The organism is Variovorax sp. 679, assembly GCF_003952185.1.
Lineage (GTDB): Bacteria > Pseudomonadota > Gammaproteobacteria > Burkholderiales > Burkholderiaceae_C > Variovorax.
The window spans coordinates 542,942-559,871 of the sequence record NZ_RXFS01000004.1 but is presented as its reverse complement, the minus strand read 5'-3'; the positions used below and the strand labels follow the sequence as shown (position 1 = coordinate 559,871).

15 protein-coding genes are annotated in these 16,930 nt (G+C 67.5%); 1 reads left to right on the top strand and 14 read right to left on the bottom strand.

Annotated elements, in window-relative coordinates:
- The first annotated feature begins 63 nt into the window (after window positions 1-63).
- Window positions 64-603, top strand: a complete 540-nt coding sequence (locus EJO71_RS12955; protein WP_125949107.1) for a peptidoglycan-binding protein — start codon at window positions 64-66, stop codon at window positions 601-603.
- A gap of 73 nt (window positions 604-676) precedes the next feature.
- On the opposite strand, the gene EJO71_RS12950 is transcribed toward EJO71_RS12955, so the two are convergent.
- The 14 genes from EJO71_RS12950 to EJO71_RS12890 form a co-directional block, all read right to left on the bottom strand.
- Complete coding sequence (locus EJO71_RS12950) at window positions 677-1,471, bottom strand: PP2C family serine/threonine-protein phosphatase (protein ID WP_125949106.1); 795 nt, start codon at window positions 1,469-1,471, stop codon at window positions 677-679.
- Window positions 1,472-1,526: 55 nt separating this feature from the next.
- Window positions 1,527-3,272, bottom strand: coding sequence for a type VI secretion system-associated FHA domain protein TagH (tagH, locus tag EJO71_RS12945; protein ID WP_125949105.1), 1,746 nt, complete (start codon window positions 3,270-3,272; stop codon window positions 1,527-1,529).
- Window positions 3,273-3,361: 89 nt separating this feature from the next.
- Window positions 3,362-3,529 (bottom strand): hypothetical protein, encoded by a 168-nt coding sequence (locus EJO71_RS34315; protein WP_164546814.1) that lies wholly within the window; start codon window positions 3,527-3,529, stop codon window positions 3,362-3,364.
- Window positions 3,530-3,532: 3 nt separating this feature from the next.
- Window positions 3,533-4,795 carry a TIGR02270 family protein gene (locus tag EJO71_RS12940; protein ID WP_125949104.1) on the bottom strand — a complete coding sequence of 421 codons (1,263 nt, stop codon included), beginning with the start codon at window positions 4,793-4,795 and terminating at the stop codon, window positions 3,533-3,535.
- A 32-nt stretch (window positions 4,796-4,827) separates the two neighbouring features.
- The gene (locus EJO71_RS12935; protein WP_125949103.1) at window positions 4,828-5,736 is read right to left on the bottom strand and encodes a hypothetical protein; all 909 of its coding nucleotides are present in this window, start codon (window positions 5,734-5,736) and stop codon (window positions 4,828-4,830) included.
- A gap of 27 nt (window positions 5,737-5,763) precedes the next feature.
- Complete coding sequence (locus EJO71_RS12930) at window positions 5,764-7,029, bottom strand: PAAR-like domain-containing protein (RefSeq protein ID WP_125949102.1); 1,266 nt, start codon at window positions 7,027-7,029, stop codon at window positions 5,764-5,766.
- Window positions 7,026-8,060: a hypothetical protein gene (locus tag EJO71_RS12925; RefSeq protein WP_125949101.1), complete on the bottom strand. Its 1,035-nt coding sequence runs from the start codon at window positions 8,058-8,060 to the stop codon at window positions 7,026-7,028. Before EJO71_RS12925 ends, EJO71_RS12930 begins: the two co-directional genes overlap by 4 nt.
- Entirely contained in the window at window positions 8,057-9,178 is a 1,122-nt protein-coding gene (locus EJO71_RS12920) for a DUF2169 domain-containing protein (RefSeq protein ID WP_125949100.1), read from the bottom strand. Before EJO71_RS12920 ends, EJO71_RS12925 begins: the two co-directional genes overlap by 4 nt.
- A gap of 13 nt (window positions 9,179-9,191) precedes the next feature.
- Window positions 9,192-9,689: a DUF6484 domain-containing protein gene (locus EJO71_RS12915; RefSeq protein WP_125949099.1), complete on the bottom strand. Its 498-nt coding sequence runs from the start codon at window positions 9,687-9,689 to the stop codon at window positions 9,192-9,194.
- 33 nt (window positions 9,690-9,722) lie between these two features.
- Window positions 9,723-12,101: a type VI secretion system tip protein TssI/VgrG gene (gene tssI, locus EJO71_RS12910; protein WP_125949098.1), complete on the bottom strand. Its 2,379-nt coding sequence runs from the start codon at window positions 12,099-12,101 to the stop codon at window positions 9,723-9,725.
- Window positions 12,102-12,179: 78 nt separating this feature from the next.
- Complete coding sequence (locus EJO71_RS12905; RefSeq protein WP_125949097.1) at window positions 12,180-12,575, bottom strand: DUF4150 domain-containing protein; 396 nt, start codon at window positions 12,573-12,575, stop codon at window positions 12,180-12,182.
- Between the two features lie 23 nt (window positions 12,576-12,598).
- Complete coding sequence (locus EJO71_RS12900; protein ID WP_125949096.1) at window positions 12,599-13,231, bottom strand: DUF3540 domain-containing protein; 633 nt, start codon at window positions 13,229-13,231, stop codon at window positions 12,599-12,601.
- A 42-nt stretch (window positions 13,232-13,273) separates the two neighbouring features.
- Window positions 13,274-14,332, bottom strand: coding sequence for a pentapeptide repeat-containing protein (locus tag EJO71_RS12895; RefSeq protein WP_125949095.1), 1,059 nt, complete (start codon window positions 14,330-14,332; stop codon window positions 13,274-13,276).
- Window positions 14,329-16,920: a DUF2169 domain-containing protein gene (locus tag EJO71_RS12890; RefSeq protein WP_125949094.1), complete on the bottom strand. Its 2,592-nt coding sequence runs from the start codon at window positions 16,918-16,920 to the stop codon at window positions 14,329-14,331. The genes EJO71_RS12895 and EJO71_RS12890 overlap by 4 nt, the downstream gene beginning before the upstream one ends.
- Between the last annotated feature and the right edge of the window lie 10 nt (window positions 16,921-16,930).

Here is a 16,930-nt window from a genome sequence, read left to right as displayed (position 1 = left end):
GGCATCGGGCGCGCCAGTGCCCGGTGCGGTTTCCACGCGTCCTCACCGCACCGGAGCAATGCTATGGCATTCAGCACCCCACTCATCGGCACCAGCGGCGCGCTGCTCACCGCCTACAACATCGACTGGTCGGTAGGCCGGATCGGTTCCAACACGCGTGAAGACGTGATGCTGGTACAGGCGCTGTTCAAGATCTTCTACTACGAGCTGATGGGCTTCAACCACGACCTGGACCCACCCCCGGGCCAGACCGAGGTGATCGTCGTGGACGGCTACTACGGGCCGATCACGCAGAAGCACATCACGCACTTCCAGACGCAGGCGATCGCGCTGGGACAGAAGGTCCTGCCGGACGGCATCTTCGATCCGTTCCGCGAGCCCGGCGCGTCCAGCACGCTGAGCAAGACGCGCTACGCGCTCGACCTGCTCAACAACGGCTGCGCCAACTGCTGCAAGGAGCAGGGCATCGACAACTACACCAACCTGCCCAACCGCCAGGACATGCCGCAGCTGCTGCGCAGCGCGCTGAAGAAGGTGAAGAAGACCGCGAGCAAGTACACCTACGTCGCGCCCGCCACCGTGCCCAGCACGGGCGGAGCCTGAGCGAAGGCTTCGGCACCGGAAAGCAAAGGGCCCCATCCGGGGCCCTTTCTTCTTGCGCCGGACGGGTGGGGAATCAGGGGTCGGTCGACGCGACGTTCTCCGGCATCAGCCGCGTCACGTCGTCGCCGTCCTCCTCGATTACCCACAGCGTGAGCGCCGTGTAGTTGTCGTGGCCCGGCTTGGCGTTGGCCTTGACCTGCGCGTCGATCAGCTCGGTCCATTGGCTCGGCGTGCGCGAGGCGTGCAGCGTGTCGATCAGGCATTCGTCGCCCAGCGGCTCCCACACGCCGTCGCTGCACAAGAGCAGCACGTCACCGGGCAACAGGCGCATGCGCTCCGACACCGAGATGTCGGGCGCCTCCTCGATCGAGCCCAGTGCCGACAGCAGCATGTTGCGCTGCGGATGCAGCCGTGCGCCCTCTTCGTCGAGCATGCCGCCGGCCACCATCTGCTGCACCAGGCTGTGGTCGGTGGTGCGCGCCACGATCGCGCCACCGCGAAAAAGATAGGCGCGGCTGTCGCCGCTGTGCACCCATGCGAGCGCCTGGCTCTCGAGGTCGATGGCCGCGAACACGATGGTCGAGCGCATGCCCGCGAGCTTGCCGCCCTCGGCCTGGCGCGCCACCACGTCGAGGTTGGCCTGCTCGACCAGCCCGCGCAGCGTGGCCTCGTCCAGCCCCGGCGTGGCCGAGAAGCCGCCGAGCATGCTGCCGCGCGCGATGGCCGCCGCCACGTCGCCGCCGCCATGGCCGCCCGCGCCGTCGGCCACCAGGCAGGCGACAAAGCGCTCGTCGTGCCAGTGGCCGTGCACGTCCTCGTTGTAGTTGCGGCCGCCCTGCCGGGAGAGCGTGACGATTTCGATTTCCAAGCGGGGTGCCTCGCGGGTGCTGGGGTTGTGTTGTTCGCTCTTCTTTTTCTTCTCTTCAGGCGTCGGACTTCAGGCGCGCCATCTGCTCTTCGTAGGCTTCGAGGAAGGCCTTGCCGAAGAGGCTGTGGAAGTCGTCCTCCGCCTCGCTCGCGATGCCGCCGTAGAGCGACACGAACTGGTCCCACAGCTTGGCCTTGCGGTTGGCGGTGAAGAGCGCGTCGAGCGCCGTCTTCGCGCTGATCTTCTTCTCCAGCTCCGCCGGCTCGAAGCGCGCGATGACATGGGCCAGCGCCGCGCGCATGCCCACCATCACGCCGAACTGGTGCGCGCGCAGGTCGTTGAACGCGTCGCGCATCGCGGCCTCGGGCGGCATGAAGCCGCGCACGCCGGGCCCTAGCAGGTGCGCGAGCGCCACCTCCACCGTGGGCGAGAACTTCAGCGGATTGTTGGCCTGCGCCGCGATCATCGTGACCTCGGCGCGCACCTCGCGCTTGAACTCCTGGCGCGTGAGCAGCAGCTGCAGCGTGCCCTCGGTGGCGCTGCGCAGCATCGAGCCGATGCGCTCCATCAGGCCCGGCGTGAGCATCTCGGGCGGCTGGTGCGTGCTCGCGAGACCGCGCAGGAAAGCGGCGAGCAGCTCGTCGTCGCTGGCCATGCGCTCGGGTGGCGGCGCGGCCGGGCGTGGAGCCGGTGCTGGTGCAGGTGCAACGGCCGGTGCAGGAGGCCGCAGCGGCTCCAGTGGCTTGCCGGAGCCCTCGGGCCCGCTGATGCGGATCGGCTGGCCGGTCATGTCGTCGAACTGCGCAGAGGGCAGAGCTGGTGCCGCCACGGGCGCGGGCTTCGGTGCGGGCGCAGGTGGCGCCATCGCCGGCGGCGGTGGCTCGATGGCCTTCGGCGGCGTGAAGCCGAACTGGTCGATGGGCAGGTGGTCGGAGCGCGGCGTGGGCGTGGCGGGCGCCGCCTGCTGCAGGGCTGCCAGCGGATCGGCGTTGGACGCCGTGTTCGGCTGCAGCAGCGGATCGGCCAGCGGCGACAGCGCGAGCGGATCGCCGCCGATGCCGCCACCGCCGGCGCCTCCCATGCCGCCGAACAGCTCGTCGATGCTCGCCGCCTTGCCATGCGCGGGCGGCGCGCCGAGATCGGAGAAATCGTCGAGCGCGCCGAGGCCGGCCGCCGGCGTCGAGGAGGGCGTGGGCCCGAGCAGGTTGGCGAAGGGATCGACCTGCGCGGCCTGCACGTTGCGCGAGCCGCTTTCCATCGGGTCGGGGAACAGCAGCGAATCGGGCAGCGCGGCGGCGGGCGAGGAAGCGGCGGGTGCCGCGGCCGGTGACGGTGGAGCGGGCGGCGGCGCGAGGCCCGCCAGCAGGTCGGCGAAGGGATCGTCGCTCGTCGGCTTTGCAGCGGCAACAGCGGCTGCGGGAGCGCCTCCGAGCACCGTTTCCGGAATGATGGGCGATGACTGCGCCGGCGCTGCTGCAGCAGCTGCCGGGGCCGTCACGCGCACCGTGAGCTCGAAGCTGCCCACCACCAGCCGCGCGCCATCGGTCAGCGCGGCCTCCTTGCCCGAGCCCAGCGACACGCCGTTGCACTGCATCGGATTGCTGCCCCGGTCGATGACGAAGTACTGCCCGTCGCGGCACAGCACCTGGGCATGCACGCGCGAGACCGTGCGGTCGGGATCGTCGAGCACCAGCGTGTTGGTGTCGGCCCGGCCGATGGTGCCTCCATTGGGGCCGAAGTCCGCCGAGATGGACTGACCAGCCGGAGCGCCTTGCCGGGTGATGACAGCGATATGGATCATGAATCGGCCCCCGAAGGCTCTGCGCCTGAATGCGCCCGAACAAACTCGCAAGGAGTATTCATTCCGTAAGGCATGTTGGCAATCTCGCCTTAAGAGGTATGCCATTGCAGCCAGGCTGCGATGGCGGTGAAGATGAGGGCGATGAGGAGCCAGGTGCGGGTGGCGGGGTCGGCATGCTTGGCGTTGCGTCTCCATCGCAGCGCCGCCGCGAGCAGGAAGGCTGCCGCCAGCAACGCGAGGATGAAGCGGGCTTGCACGGTTCAGGCCTCCATCTGCGACAGCAGCCACTGCTGGCGCCAGGCAGGCGCCGCGGTGTTGAAAAGCGGCGTGCCGGGGGACATCAAAGACAGGTACTCGGCGGCGGCGATGCGCTGGCGCTGCGCGCCCGTTCGCAGCACGGCGAGACAGTGCCGCGACGAGACCGGTTGCCCCATGAAGAAGCAGCTGCCAGAAGGAAAGCGAGCGCCGTTGTGCTGCCACCAGACGTCGATCTTCTCCGGGTCGGGCCAGGGAAGTCCGTCGTCCTCATCCATGGCCACGTCCTCGTCGTCCGGGTCGTCGCCGGGTCCGGACTCGTGCCCCTGCGGAGGCTTCAGCTCGAGATCCCCGGCCGCCAGGTCGAGCCCGGTGATCATGCTGAACGCCTCTCCGGCAAGCCGCGCGAGCTGCGGGTCGGCCATGCGTGCGATGAGCCAAGGCACATGGTGCGGATCACCGCCTGCGCCGACGCCGCGGACCAGGGTGCGCAGCGAAGCCTCTTCCTGCGCAAGCGCGCGCAGCAGCCCTTGCGCCTGAACCACAGGAAGGACTTTGAGGGCCAGCACCACTGCAACCGCCTGCTGCGGGCCGATCACTTCCGCCAGCGCGACAAGCGTCCGCAGCGCTTCCTGTCGATCACCGAGCAGCAGCGCGGCGCGAGCCGCCACGAAGCGCAGCACGGAGTCTTCGCGCGGCAATGCCGCCAGGCACCCGGCGAGCAGGTCGATCCGGCCCAGCTCTCCGGCGACCGCGATCGCTTGCGCCGCGTCCTGCGTATCGGCCATGGCCTCTTCCAGCACGCCTTCCGGATCGGCATGGTGCATGGCACAGGCCGCAAGGCCGATGTCGCGTCGAAAGGCATGAGGTGAATCCAGCAACGCACGGGTGATGCCCCGCAACGCGGTGGCCGGCACCCACCCGAAAGCCGAGACCAGGCCCGGCCGCGATTCGGGCACGGCCTCGGCAATCGACAGCAGCCTTTCGAGCCATGCCGGATCGCGCGCCTCGATCGCGCCCACGGTGTTGGCGAACATCGCACCCGGGCCGGGTGCGTCCAGCGCAGCCAAGCACAGGTCACGCCCGAAATCGCCAGCCACGGCAAGCCCGTCGAGGCTTGCCGCGAGGCGATCGTCCAAGCGGCGCAGGCGGTGGAGCTGGACGTGGGGCGCACACACGAGCACGGCGCGCGTGCCGCTCAGGACGACGGTGTTGTCGAGGTGCTGTTGCACGACGACGGGGATGGGGGGACGGAGCACGGCGGACATGAAGGCGCTTCTGTCTCTATCTCTCTCGGCGGCTAGTCGATGACGAACTCGCGCTGTGGCGTGACGAGCACCACGTCCTTCGCTCCCGTCGACAGCAGGACCTCGCCCCTCTTTGCATCCAGCCAGTAGAAGGCGCGAGGATCGCTGTCCAGCCCTATGGACTGGGGTTCGTCACCTTCGAAGCCGAACCTGAAGAGCTCCAGCGTGGAGGTCGCGATGACGGCATCCTGGTAGAGCGCCAGCGACCAAAGATTCTTGGAGAGTCCCGTCTCCAGGGCCCGCCACGCGCCTCGCCGCCCCTTCACGACAGTGCCCTCCTGCCCGCACGCCCAGAACGTGCCATCCGCGAGACCGATCACGTCGGAGAGGATCAGGTTGACCGGGCTGTCCTGGATCTCCCATTGCCTGCCGTCGAAACACCAGATCGCACCGTCCCATCCGACCGCGACAATGTCCGCGTGGGAGGTTCCGGCTACAGCCTCGAAGCCCAGGCCAAGCCCATCGGCGGGAACGCCGAGGTGCTGCGCCGACAGGTCAAGGCGCTCGTCATCGGGGCCTACCATCGCGCAACAAAAGCCGGTCCCGACGGCAAAGAGCCGGCCGTCGATGACAGCCGCGCCTTTCCAGAGGCACAGCCCGGATGACGCGCAAGTGGGGAGCACGTCCTCCACCAGGCTGCCATCGGCGCGCACCTTCAACAGTTGGCCTTGCTCGCCGATCACCGCGAATTCGGCATCGGGCCAATCGAGGAAGACCGCAGTGCAGGCGGTCCATGCCGTGGTGACTACAGGACGGAAACGCCCGTTGTCCCACAGCACCACGCCAGTGTGCGCCGCCCCTTCTTGCGCCATCTCGTCGTTGACGAGCAGCAGCAGAATGCGGCCATCCTTGCCGAGGCAGCCGCGACGGAATGAGTGAGCTCGGGTGAAGGTGCCTGGCATGGTGTCCGTTCCTGCGCGTTCGTTGATTCAGTGGAATGGAAAGCCCGGCACCCCCGAGGCCATTCCCTCGAGGCCGACGCCCGCGATCTCCATGGGCTCGGGTGCAACGGCCGCACATTCGGCGATGCCGCTCTGCGCGCGGGCTATACCTTCCCCGGGGTTGATGTTGCCCTCGACGACGGCCTTGATCTTCGTGTCGTCGGTGACGCCGCACTGGTTGTGATAGTTGTCCAGCTGGGCTTCCAGGCACTTGGGATCGCACTTGGAGCCAGGAAACACTTTCTGCATGGCCGTGATGGCATTTGCTTTCGCGGCCTTGTAGGTGGTGACGTTGGGAAACTCCTTGTCCACCCCGTTGACCGGAATCATCCCCTTCGGACACTTGTCGTTCTCGACGCTCTGGAGCGTATGCATCCAGCCGTGGGAACCGTCCATGTGCTGGCTCGTGCCTTCCGCACAGACGCATGGCGCCTTGTTCTCGTTGTACACGTTGTCCGGCCCTGTCGAGTTCACGCCGCCCAGCGGAACGGACCCAGTGCCGCCGCGCCCGTCGACAAACAGCGAGGATGCCTCGATGAGGTGATGCGGTGTCTGCGGTGGACAGCAGTTCGTCTTCTTGCGGTCGTACTGCTGGAGAAAGCACCGCCGCGCGCTCTCGCACTCGCTGGCAGCCACGTGCTTGGACAAGTCCCTGCTCTGCGGGCTCTCCAGCGACTGCTTGGGCTTGCCGCTGGCAGTCACCTTCGGGTAGGGCAGAGGTTCCAGCGCGGCACAGCGTTCCTCCTTGTCGCCGCAGTCCTTGCAGGCCAGCGTCGCGCGCGCAGCATCCTCCTGGCATGCCGCCGGCATGCTCATGGCGCTTTCGTCCAGGTAGGGCCAGGTGGGGCTGTTCCCGGGCACGGAGGCATGGTTGTGCGTCGTTATGTCCAGATTGCGCACGACGTTCTCTCCCTCCACCTTCACGTCCATCGACCAGGCGTTGAAGTACACCTTGCCCATGTTCTTGCTGGTGACAGCGCCTTTCTTCGGCGCACACCCGGCCTCGTCGCCCGAACTCTTCTTGAAGTAGCTCTTGTTCTTGAGCATCACCTCCTGGCCCGATATCTGCACGCTGGTCGATCCGTCCGTCGTGTCCGAAGCCATGCCCGTGTTCGGATAAGGAATCGGCACGCCGGGCGGCGTGGCGGGCGTCTGCGGCGGCGTGAAGCATACGTCGGGAAACGCGCATACGGCCTTGCCCGCGGCCTGCTTGCACGACACCTCCATGGCATTGGCGTAGACCTGGTTGCTCATTGGCGCACCGTGTATTGCAGGCAGAGCGCGGCGCGCTGCCCCGCGTCATTGGCCATGTGCGCGAGGATGTTCGGTCCGGGCGCGTACTGCTTGTCGCACGCCGCCTTGGCCGCGGCGACGATTACCACGCCGGAAGCAGCACCTGCCTCCCCCACGCACTCGGCCGGGTGCCAGAGATCGAACGCCTCTTTGCGCACGCGCTGGATGCGGCTGTATGCCAGCGCCGCCTCCTTGAAGTAGTACTGCTCGCCCGCGATGTCGGTGATGCGGAAATCCATGTGATGCAACTGGCAACCTGCATCAGCCAATGCCGCACCGATCGCCTGCATGAGCCCTTCGGCGCGCAGCGGTTGCCCGCCGCCGATGGCCGCGGCTTCGACACCGAATCCGATGCCGGTGCACAGCAGCTCGCCCGCGCCCCCCTGCGGGCGCCCTACCAGCAGAGCGCCGGCAGCTTCTCCGGGCATGAATCCGTCGGAGTTCTTGCCTGTCAACAACCGGTCCTGCCGGTCGTAGTGTCCGAGCGTCGGCCAGGACAGCAGACTGTCCACCGCCGCCACCAGAACACGCGGCGCGCCGAATCCCTCCATCAACGCCTGTGCCCGGGACAACGCCACGGCCACAGCCACACGGCCCTGCGCGACGACCACCGAGTCCGGAGAGAAGGCGATGCCCAGCTCTTCCTGTATCCGCAGAAAGAGCTCATCGTCCAGCTCCGGCCGGCGACCCGGCCGCTGCGCATCGGCAACGCAAAGGATCAAGGGCAGTCGGGCCCGCTCTTTCGCGGGCATGCCTTCCAGCACCTCGTCGATCGCCATCGCGGCCATCTTCGCGAGCTTGGCGATGCCACGCCATGGCTGCGCCAAGGGCACTTGGTGAGCCATGATCCACTCGCCGGCGAAGTCGATGAAGCGCGTCTCGGTGGGATTCGTGAGCTTGGCGCGGAAAGCCGCGCAACTCGACTCCGCATCCAACCCCACCGGGGTGACCAATCCGGTGCGCAGAACGGCGATTGGCGAGATCGCGCTCATGCCTGCGCCGCCCCCCCCGCGGCCATTGGAACCATGACGACCGGTACCGGAAAAGTGACGCGGTCGCGCTGCTGCCACCACTCCCGCCCCTTCTTTCCGACCAGCACTTGCCCGATTTCGAAGATGCTGTTCTCGAGCTGCCGTGTCACCCGCCAGGACAGAGTGAACCGCTGCGCATCCGGCTCGATCAACACCGTATCGAGCATCGCCGCATGGTCTTCGCGCGCTCCCTTTTTCGGAAACACATGCACCGGCGCCACCAGATGCGGAATGGTGAAGCGCGTGATGCCCTCCGGCGTCAGGTTGCCGAGCACCACCTCCACAGGACCTTGCTGAAACATCTCCGGCGGCACTTGCTGGTCCATCGGCGCCGCCTGGAAATATTGCGGATCGAAGTCCCGCGGGAGGAACGGGAAGTCCTTCTCCAGCCACTCGTCGTCGTAGGTGCCAGCGAAGCAGGACCGCGTGGACCAGCCCCTGCCCACCGGGCCGAAAGCCATCGGCCGATAGTTGCCGCCAGGGTCGCTCACCGTGTGCCCGATTTCCTCGGTGCTCGGCAGCGGCATCCCATCGACCCAGCTCGCGCGCAGATGCCTGTGGAAGCCACGACCCACGGGGTTCGGCATGAAGGCGGCATGCTCGGACGGGTCTTCATGCCTCAGGTCGGTCCCACCGAAAGCCACGTCGTACGACAGCGGCTGCCGCACGAACACGCCCGGCGGCGAGGCCGTGGCACCGAGCGGCCCGCATTCCCAGTGGCGCGGCCCCACGACCGACAGGCTCTTGCTCCAGTGGCCCACACGCAGGCCCGCCTCGATGCGGGTCGTCGGCCGACCCTGCGGTGCGTGGGCGCTGCCTACCAGCAGGATGTCGCATCGCTGCTTGCGCGGCGCGAAGTCGACCTCGTAGACCGGCGAGGAAAGGCCCGGCTCACCGGTGAAGGTATCGGCCATCACCAGTGGAAGCTGCTCCTCGTGCAACGAGAAATGACCCGCGGGCGCATCCGGCGGCGGCATGCGGAAGGTGCCCTTGACGATCACCACGAGCGATTCGCGCCCGCTGGGCTCCACACCCAGGTTGTAGCCGGCGACCATGCGCGTGGCGTTGATCAGTTCCACCGCAGGCTCCCGGTCAGTTGAGCTGCACCGAACCGCCCGAGATGCGGTTGACGCCGCTCGACCGGCTCGACACGTAGCTGCCCTGTATCAACACCTTGCCCGCCTTCGTCAACGTGATGCTGGCCTTGCCGCAGCGCAGCACCAGCTGCTCCTTCGCGCTCACGACCAGCCGGTGCCCATCCGCGTCGACATCGACCTGCGGCGCCGGTCCGGGCAACGGCGCGGCTTCGCCGCCTCGCAGCACGCCCATCACGACAGGACGATTCGGGTCGGAAGCCTCGAACAGCAGCAGCACCGGTCTCCCGATGTGCACGCCGTGCAGGTCAACCACGCTGCGCGCCCGAACGGCAGCGCTTCCCGGCTGCCCGGGAAACATGACAAGCGGCGTGCATCCGTCGTCCACGAGGGCGATGAGTTCGCCCGTCACGGCGACGCCGAAGGCCGTGGTGGCGCCGGCCGCATGAAGTTGCGATTCGTGCAGTTGCGCTTCGATCAGGTCCCTGCCGCTCATGGTCGGTCCTCCTTCATTCGTCGGATGGTCGGTTCAGTTCTGCAAGATCTTCGAGCCCTTGATCACCACGTCGCTGCTGGCCTTGACGTTGATCTTCCCGGAGCCCTCGACCGTGATGTCCTTGCCCTTGATCACGATCGTCCCGTCCTTCTTCATCGTGATGCTGGCGCTGCCGGTCTTGATGGAAATGGAATCGCCCGCATCGATCACGAGGTTCTTTCCCACCTTCAGCGCGTCGTCCTTGCTCACGCTGGTGGTCCGGCCCGCGCTCACGCTGCGCGACTCGTCCGCCCCCACGTTCGTCGACAGATTCGCCCCCACATCCACCGATCGGTTCGCCCCGATGCTGCTCGACTGGTTCGCGCCCACATTGATCGTCTGGCTCGCGCCCACCGTCACCGCCTGCATCGCGCCCACCGTGATTTCCTGCGCCGCGCCGACGGTGATGGTCTCGTTGATGCCCACCGTGTGCGTGCGCTGCAGCGCCACCGTCGCCGTCTCGCTCGCACCCACCGTGATGGTGCGGTTCTGCCCGATGGAGATCGTCTCGTTCAGGTCCACCGTCTCCGTGCGGTTCTGGTGGATCGTGATGGTCTCGTTCTTGTCCACCGTCTCAGTGCGCTGCCCGTGCACGGTGATGGTCTCGTTGTTGTCGACCGTCTCGGTGCGGTCGTGCTTCACGTGCGTGGTCTCGTCGTGGTCGATGGTCTTGGTGCGATCGTGGCCCACCCAGTGCGTCTCGTCGTTCTCGACCTCGATGTCCTGGTTCTTCTCGGCGTGCAGGTACACCTGCTCGGAGCCCTTCTTGTCCTCGAAGCGGAACTCGTTGCAGTTGGCCGCGCTGCCCTTGGGCGTGGAGCGCGTGCGGAAGCCGCTCTGCGTGTGAGTGCCGAAGGGAATGGGCTGGTCGTCGTTGTAGACGCGGCCCACGATGAGCGGGCGGTCGGGGTCGCCGTTGAGAAAGTCGACGATCACCTCCTGGCCGATGCGCGGGCAGAAATACCCGCCCCAGCCCTTGCCGGCCCAGGGCTGCGAAACGCGCACCCAGCAGGTCGACTTCTCGTTGCTCTTGTCGTAGCGGTCCCAGTGAAAGTGCACCTTCACGCGGCCGAAGTCGTCGGCGTGGATCTCCTCGCCCGAGGGCCCCACGACGATGGCCGACTGCGGCCCCGGCATCACCACGCGCGGCGTCAGCCGCGGCGGACGGAAAGGCATGTCGACCGGAAACACCGTCAGCAGGAAGGCACTGGTGCCCGGGCGGCTCGCGTCGAGCGAGGGCATGCGCGCGGCGACCGCCTCGAAGGCCGGCAGCGTGTCGGCCAGCACGGCGTCGTCGGCGAGCGCTTCGCGCAGCAGCTGCGTGGGCGGGGTGGGCGGCGCCTCGATGTCGGCGCCCTCGTAGCCCGGGTGGCTCGCGACGAAGGTGCAGGCGGCGATCACGTAGTCGCTGTCGCGCGTGCCGTCGGGGTCGTTCTCGAACTTGAAGCTGCGGCCGGCGGCCACGTCGGGCCATGGCGTGAGCGCCCAGTGCCGCTGGCGGCGCGCGCCGATCTCCTCGCCGCGCAGCTTGCCCTTGTCGTCGGCATCGCCGCCCGTGAAGTAGCCGCCCGCGAACTCGAAGGCTTCGAACTCGGCCAGCTCGTGCTTGTCGGGCGTGCCGCCGGCGGCCTCGAGCTTCTTCTTGATGGCCTTGAAGTCGCTGTCGGCCGAGGCGTACTTGCCGGTGTCGAACTGCCGCTCGCTGACCCAGCGCGAGATCTCGTTGAAGCGCGCCTCGGCGGCGTCGCTCGACACGTAGCGCAGGGTGCCGGCCGCGGACAGCTTCTCGTGCGCCATGTCGCTGGCATCCGAGAGGTGCATGGTGCCGGGCGCGTCGTGCGCATCGAACCAGTAATAGATACCTTCGTCTTCCAGCAGCCGCGATAGGAACTGATAGTCGCTTTCCTGATGCTGCACGCAGTAGCGCCGGGGCTTGTGGGTGCCGACGACGTTGTCGGTCCGGGTCTTCTTGAAGCGCTTGATCGGGCTGTCCTCGAACACCGCGTCGAGTACCTCGAGCACGGGCTTCTCCTGCAGGATGCGCGAATTGGCGCGCTTGGTGAGCAGCCAGAACCACGAGCGCAGGGTGAAGCGGTATTCGAAGTAGCGCCCTGCATGGCCTGCGCGCACGAAGCGCACCGCATGGCCCTGGCAGTGCCGCTCGTGCCTGGCGCCGTCGGCATCCTCGAAGCCGATGACGATGTCGAAGGCGCGCCCGAGCACGTCCTTGGCGTCGATGGCCTTGTTCTCCGACAGCACGGTGAGTTCGTAGGTCGAGGGGCGTGCCAGTGCCTCGTGACCCACGATGCGCCAGAACATCAGCTCGTCCTTCACGGGCGAGTCGCTCTCGATGCGGAACTCCTGATCTGCCATGAATGGCTTCTCCCCTCTTTCTCTGTACATGCGGCGCCTGGTCTGCGCGCCGAGGCTCCCCAGGGCGCTCCAGGCGCTCTATGGCGCCAGCAGCAGCACCAGCGGCTGGCTCGGCACGGTCCGCACGCCGGGGCAGTTGGTGCTGTTCTGCAGCGACACGCTGGTCAGGCGCGATGCGGGCATGCCCATCAGCAGCACCGTGAAGGCGCCGGTGAGATGGCGGCTCGGCCCCATCACCGTGCCCGAGGCCACGCCCAGCATCACGCCCGCGTTGTCGCCGTTGGTCATCGGAATGGTGGTGCCGAGGTTGTGGGCCGGACCGCCCATGATGAGGATCGTCGGGCAGTTCGGAATCGCCATCGGTCCCATGGCGATGTTCGGATACGGCACCGGAATCGGCGAAGGCGCGGCGGGCGTGATGCAGACATCGGGAAAGCCCATGTCCGTGCCCATCAGCTGGCAGTTGGCGAACATTTCTTTTCTTCTCCGCTGCCGCTTCAGCCGAAGTGGATCTGCGCGCCGCGCGCCTTGACGAGTTCGCGGCCGTTGACCAGCGTGTGCTCGCCCTCGATGCGCATCAGCTGCTTCGCCTCGCATTCGACATGCGTGGCCGCCACGCGGTCGATGCCGTCGGTGGTGCGCAGGTAGTGCCTGCTGAAGTGCTGCACGCGGTCCATCACCGACGACAGCACCGAGCCCACGAGCTTGAGGCTGGTGCCTACCACGCTGAGCTGGCGGCCGACGACATCGGCGCTGTCGGTAGCAAGGCGGGTGCGCTGCGTGGCGATGTCGAGCTCCTCGGCCGCGAGTTCGATGCGCCCGCCCTCCGCGGCGATGCGCATGTTGCCGCCTTCGCAGCTCACGACATTGGCCGTGCCTTCCTCGCGCTGCAGCACGGCCATGACCCAGACTTCGTCGGGTGCGATGCGCAGGCAGGCCACGCTGTCGCCTGCCGCGGGCTCTAGCAGGCAACTCGCGGCGCGGCGCGCGCGCAGCTTCAGGTCGCCGCTGGCAACGACCTGGCGGCCCTTCGCGTCGATGCCCAGGATGCCCACGCACCATTCGCCGCCGATGGCCTTCGCGGCCTGGCGCTGGCGTGTGCGGGTCTTCAGCGTCGTTTCGTTGTTCATGGCGTTTCCCCTCTGTGTTCGTTCATTCGTCGGATCGGGCGATCAGGCAACCTGCGGCTGCCAGCGCTCCGATTCCGCGAGCTCCGGATCGGTCTCGAGCGCACGCGCGCGGTCGCTCATCTGTGCGTTCTCGGTGATGGCGGCATGCAGCACGGTGCGCAGCATGGTGGCGCGGTGCAGGTCGGCCGACGTGAGGTCGGCATGCCTGAAATCGGCGTATGTCAGCTCGGCGCCGCTGAAGTTGGCACCCTGCACTTTCGCGCCCGCGAAATGGGTCTGGTACAGGTCGCAGCCCGCGAAGTTGGCTTGCGGCAGCACGGCGCCGGTGAAGAGGGCCTGCCGCAGGCGGGCGCCCGAGAAGTCGGCGCCCTTGCCGGTGGCCGCGCAGAAGATTGCCGACGGCGCGATCGCGTTCACGAACTTTGCGCCTTCGAGATTGGCGTTCTGGAAATTGCACTGCTGCAACGCAACGCCGCCGAAGTCGGCTCCGCTCAGGTCGGCGGACGAGAACTGGCAGCCATCGAGATCCAGCCCGGCGAACGACATGCCCTTGAGCGAGGTCTTGAAGAACACGTTGCGCTGCATGCGCGCGCCGGCCCACGTCAGGTGCGAAAGATCGCACTCGGTGACCGTGGTGTATTGCCAGCCTGTGTCGTCGGCGCACACGTCGAGCAGCACCGACTGGGTGATGACGGCCGCATCGAGCCGGACGCCGCGCAGGTTCGCATGGTCGAGCCGGCACTTGTCGACCGTCGCCATCGACATCGCGGCATCCGCGAGCTGCGCATGCATCAGGTCGCATTCGGTGAACACGGCACCGTGCAGGTTGGCCTGGCGCAGATCCGCATGATCGAGCTGGCAGCGATTGAACACCGCCTTGCGCAAGTTGGCGCCCGAGGCAATGAGGCCGCGCATGTCGCACTGGTCGAACACGGTCTCGCGCAAGTCGGCCTTGCGAAAATCGGCCTCGGCCATGCGTACCTGCGAGAACACGCCGCCACCGAGCGCCGCTCCGGCAAAACGGCCCTTGCCGAGGTCCGTGCCGTTCAGGGTTTCGCCCATGCGCACGGCCAGCGTCAGCAGCTTGGGAGTGACGGTCATTGCGCGGCCTGCTGTTCCGGCGTGAGGCGGGGCCAGGTGCGTGCCCGCTTCAGCAATGCCCCATCGAAGAGGGTGTCGCCATCGAGTCTCACGCGTCCGAGATCGGCGCCGAAGAGATTGCTGCGCCGCAGGTCGGCGCCGCGCAGGTCGGCTTTCTGGAGCACCGCATCGCTGAAATTCACGCCCGACAGCAACGCACCCGCGCAACCGGCCAGGCGCATCAGCGCTCCCTTGGCACTGGAAAGCCTCAGGTCGGCACCGTCGATGCGTGCCTCGCAGAGATTGGCACCATCGAGCGTAGCCCGGACCATCTTCGCGCCACGCAGATCGCCGGCGCCGAAATTGAAGCTGCGCAGATCGGCGCCACTCAGGTCGGCTTCTTTCATATGCGAGTTCTGGACCGCCACGGCGCCTGCACAGCGTGCAGCCCTCAGATCGACGGCATCGAGATTGCTGTTGACGAAGGTGGCGCTCTCGAGCGTCGCGCCATGCAGGTCGACACCCGACAGGTTGCACTCCATGAAGGTCGTGGCCGAAAGATCGGCCTCCGGCATGCGCATGCCCCGCAGATCGCGCTTGTGGAAAGTCTGGCCCGCCAGCTTTGCGCCCTGCCAGTCGGCGCTGCCCCAGGTGGTCTCGAGCAGATTGGCGCCCGCGAAGACGGCGCGGCGCATCTGCGTTTTCGCGAACGCGCAGCCCATGAGCACCGCGCCGGAGAAGTCGGCTTCGTCGAACACCGCGCCGGACAGTGTCGCCTTGCCGATGTTGGCCTTGCAGAACCTGGTGCCGATGGCAATCGCGCCGTCGAGCCGGGCATGCGCCAGCACCGCTCCCGAGAAATTGGCTCCCGAGAGATTGGCATTGCGCAAGTCCGCGGCCTCGAGCCAGGCGCCTTCGAAATTCGCTTCGCGCAAGTCCAGCCCCGAGAGATCGGCTCCGGTGAAGTCGATGCCCGCGAACATCCGGATGCCGGCCGGCACGGCGCGCGCCATTTCGGCGCGCAGTGCCGAAGCTTCCGCAGCCGGCATGGGATCGACCCGCGGCTGCATGTGAGCCGTTGCCAGGTAGCCCTGGCGATGTGTTTTCTCGAGCTCGTAGAGCTTGGGCAGCACCGGCGCGAGATCGATCGGACGGGTTCCCGAAGCCACCAGCGCACGCATCTCGGCCAGATGCTTCTCGGCGCGATAGACGGGCGGTCCGCGGTGCTGGAGTTTCGCGACGTCCATCTTGCCTGGCGGCAGCGCCATCGCCTTCTCGAGAACGCCCACGGCATCCTCGACGGCGGCCCACTGCTGCGCTTCCGCGAGCTTCATCTGCTCTTCGAGGTAAGGCGGCAGGGCGTCGCCGGTGGGCACCTTCTCCCGGGGCGGCATTCGGATGCCGAGCGCGTCGGGGTCCAGTCCCGCCTGTTCGGCCTTTCCACGCGCGATCGCGACATCCGCCTTCGCCCGGCGGTACTGGCCTTCGGCCTGCAGGTTGTCGGTGGCGAAAGACGCCTTCGCGGCCTCGACGCTCGGGTCGGCCGTGCTGACGCCTTCGGGCAGCAGGTCGTTGTCGAACAGCGCGTAGATCGAGCCCGTCTTCGGGTCAACGCGCCTGGCGGCGGCGTCGAGGTAGTACTGGTCGGTGCGGACCTCGCCCAGGCGCTCGACGGCGCCCATGAGGCTCAGCACGTCGGCACTGTCGTCCGTCCCCACTTCGGCCAGCCCCTGGAAGATCGCGATGCAGCGCTCCGCATGCGGGAAGAACCACACGGTGGTCAGGCGCAGCGGAACCTCGCGGATCTTCGGCTCGGCGTCCGGCATGCGATAGCCGGCGAACACGCGCACCCTCATGCCGGGCAGCCGGCCTTCGATCAGCGGCTTGCCGGGGTGCATGTTCTCGAACGAGAACGCCTCGTCACCGGCGAGCGCGCCACCCATCCACTGGTCGGGCTGCGCGAGGTTGAAGTAGCGCCAGTCGGTATCGGGCGCGAAGCCCGGTGCGTGCTGCTTGAGATAGTCGGCGTCGTAGGTGCCGCGGTACTGCGCGCGCTGCGGATGCATCAGGTCGAGCGCGCCAAGGCCGGCCGGCACGATGGCCTGGTCGGGGCGCAGCAGCCGGTCGGCCGGCAGCTCGGTGTTGGGCAGCCAGGTGACTCCATCCTTCGTGTCGCGCCCGCGCCCCTGGGGGTTGCCGGCGAAGTCGGCACCGCCATAGGCCGCGGACCAGTCGAGCGGCATCGATTCGAAAGCCTGCGGCGCGCTGGGCCGGCTGCCGTCCCAGTAGCGGTCGCCGAACACGAGCAGGGTCTTCTCGCGGTCGCCGAAGCGCGCGCGCACCGCGCAGGCCGAAGGCCGGTCCTTCGGCGGAAACGCCTTTCCGTGCACGAGGAACTCGGGCGTGAGCTTGGCCACGCCCTCGTCGATCAGCGGCTGCGCCATCTCCTGCGAGAGGAAGCCCCACATCGACTGCTCGGCCCACAGGCAACCGCGCGCGCCCTGCTCGAAAGGCAGATGCAGGTACGCGCTGATGCTGAGTCCGAAGCGCTTGCGGAACTCGATGGGCCTGGTGGACAGGCCGAGCGCCTGGGGTTTGAGGACTTGCATGCCGAGCTTG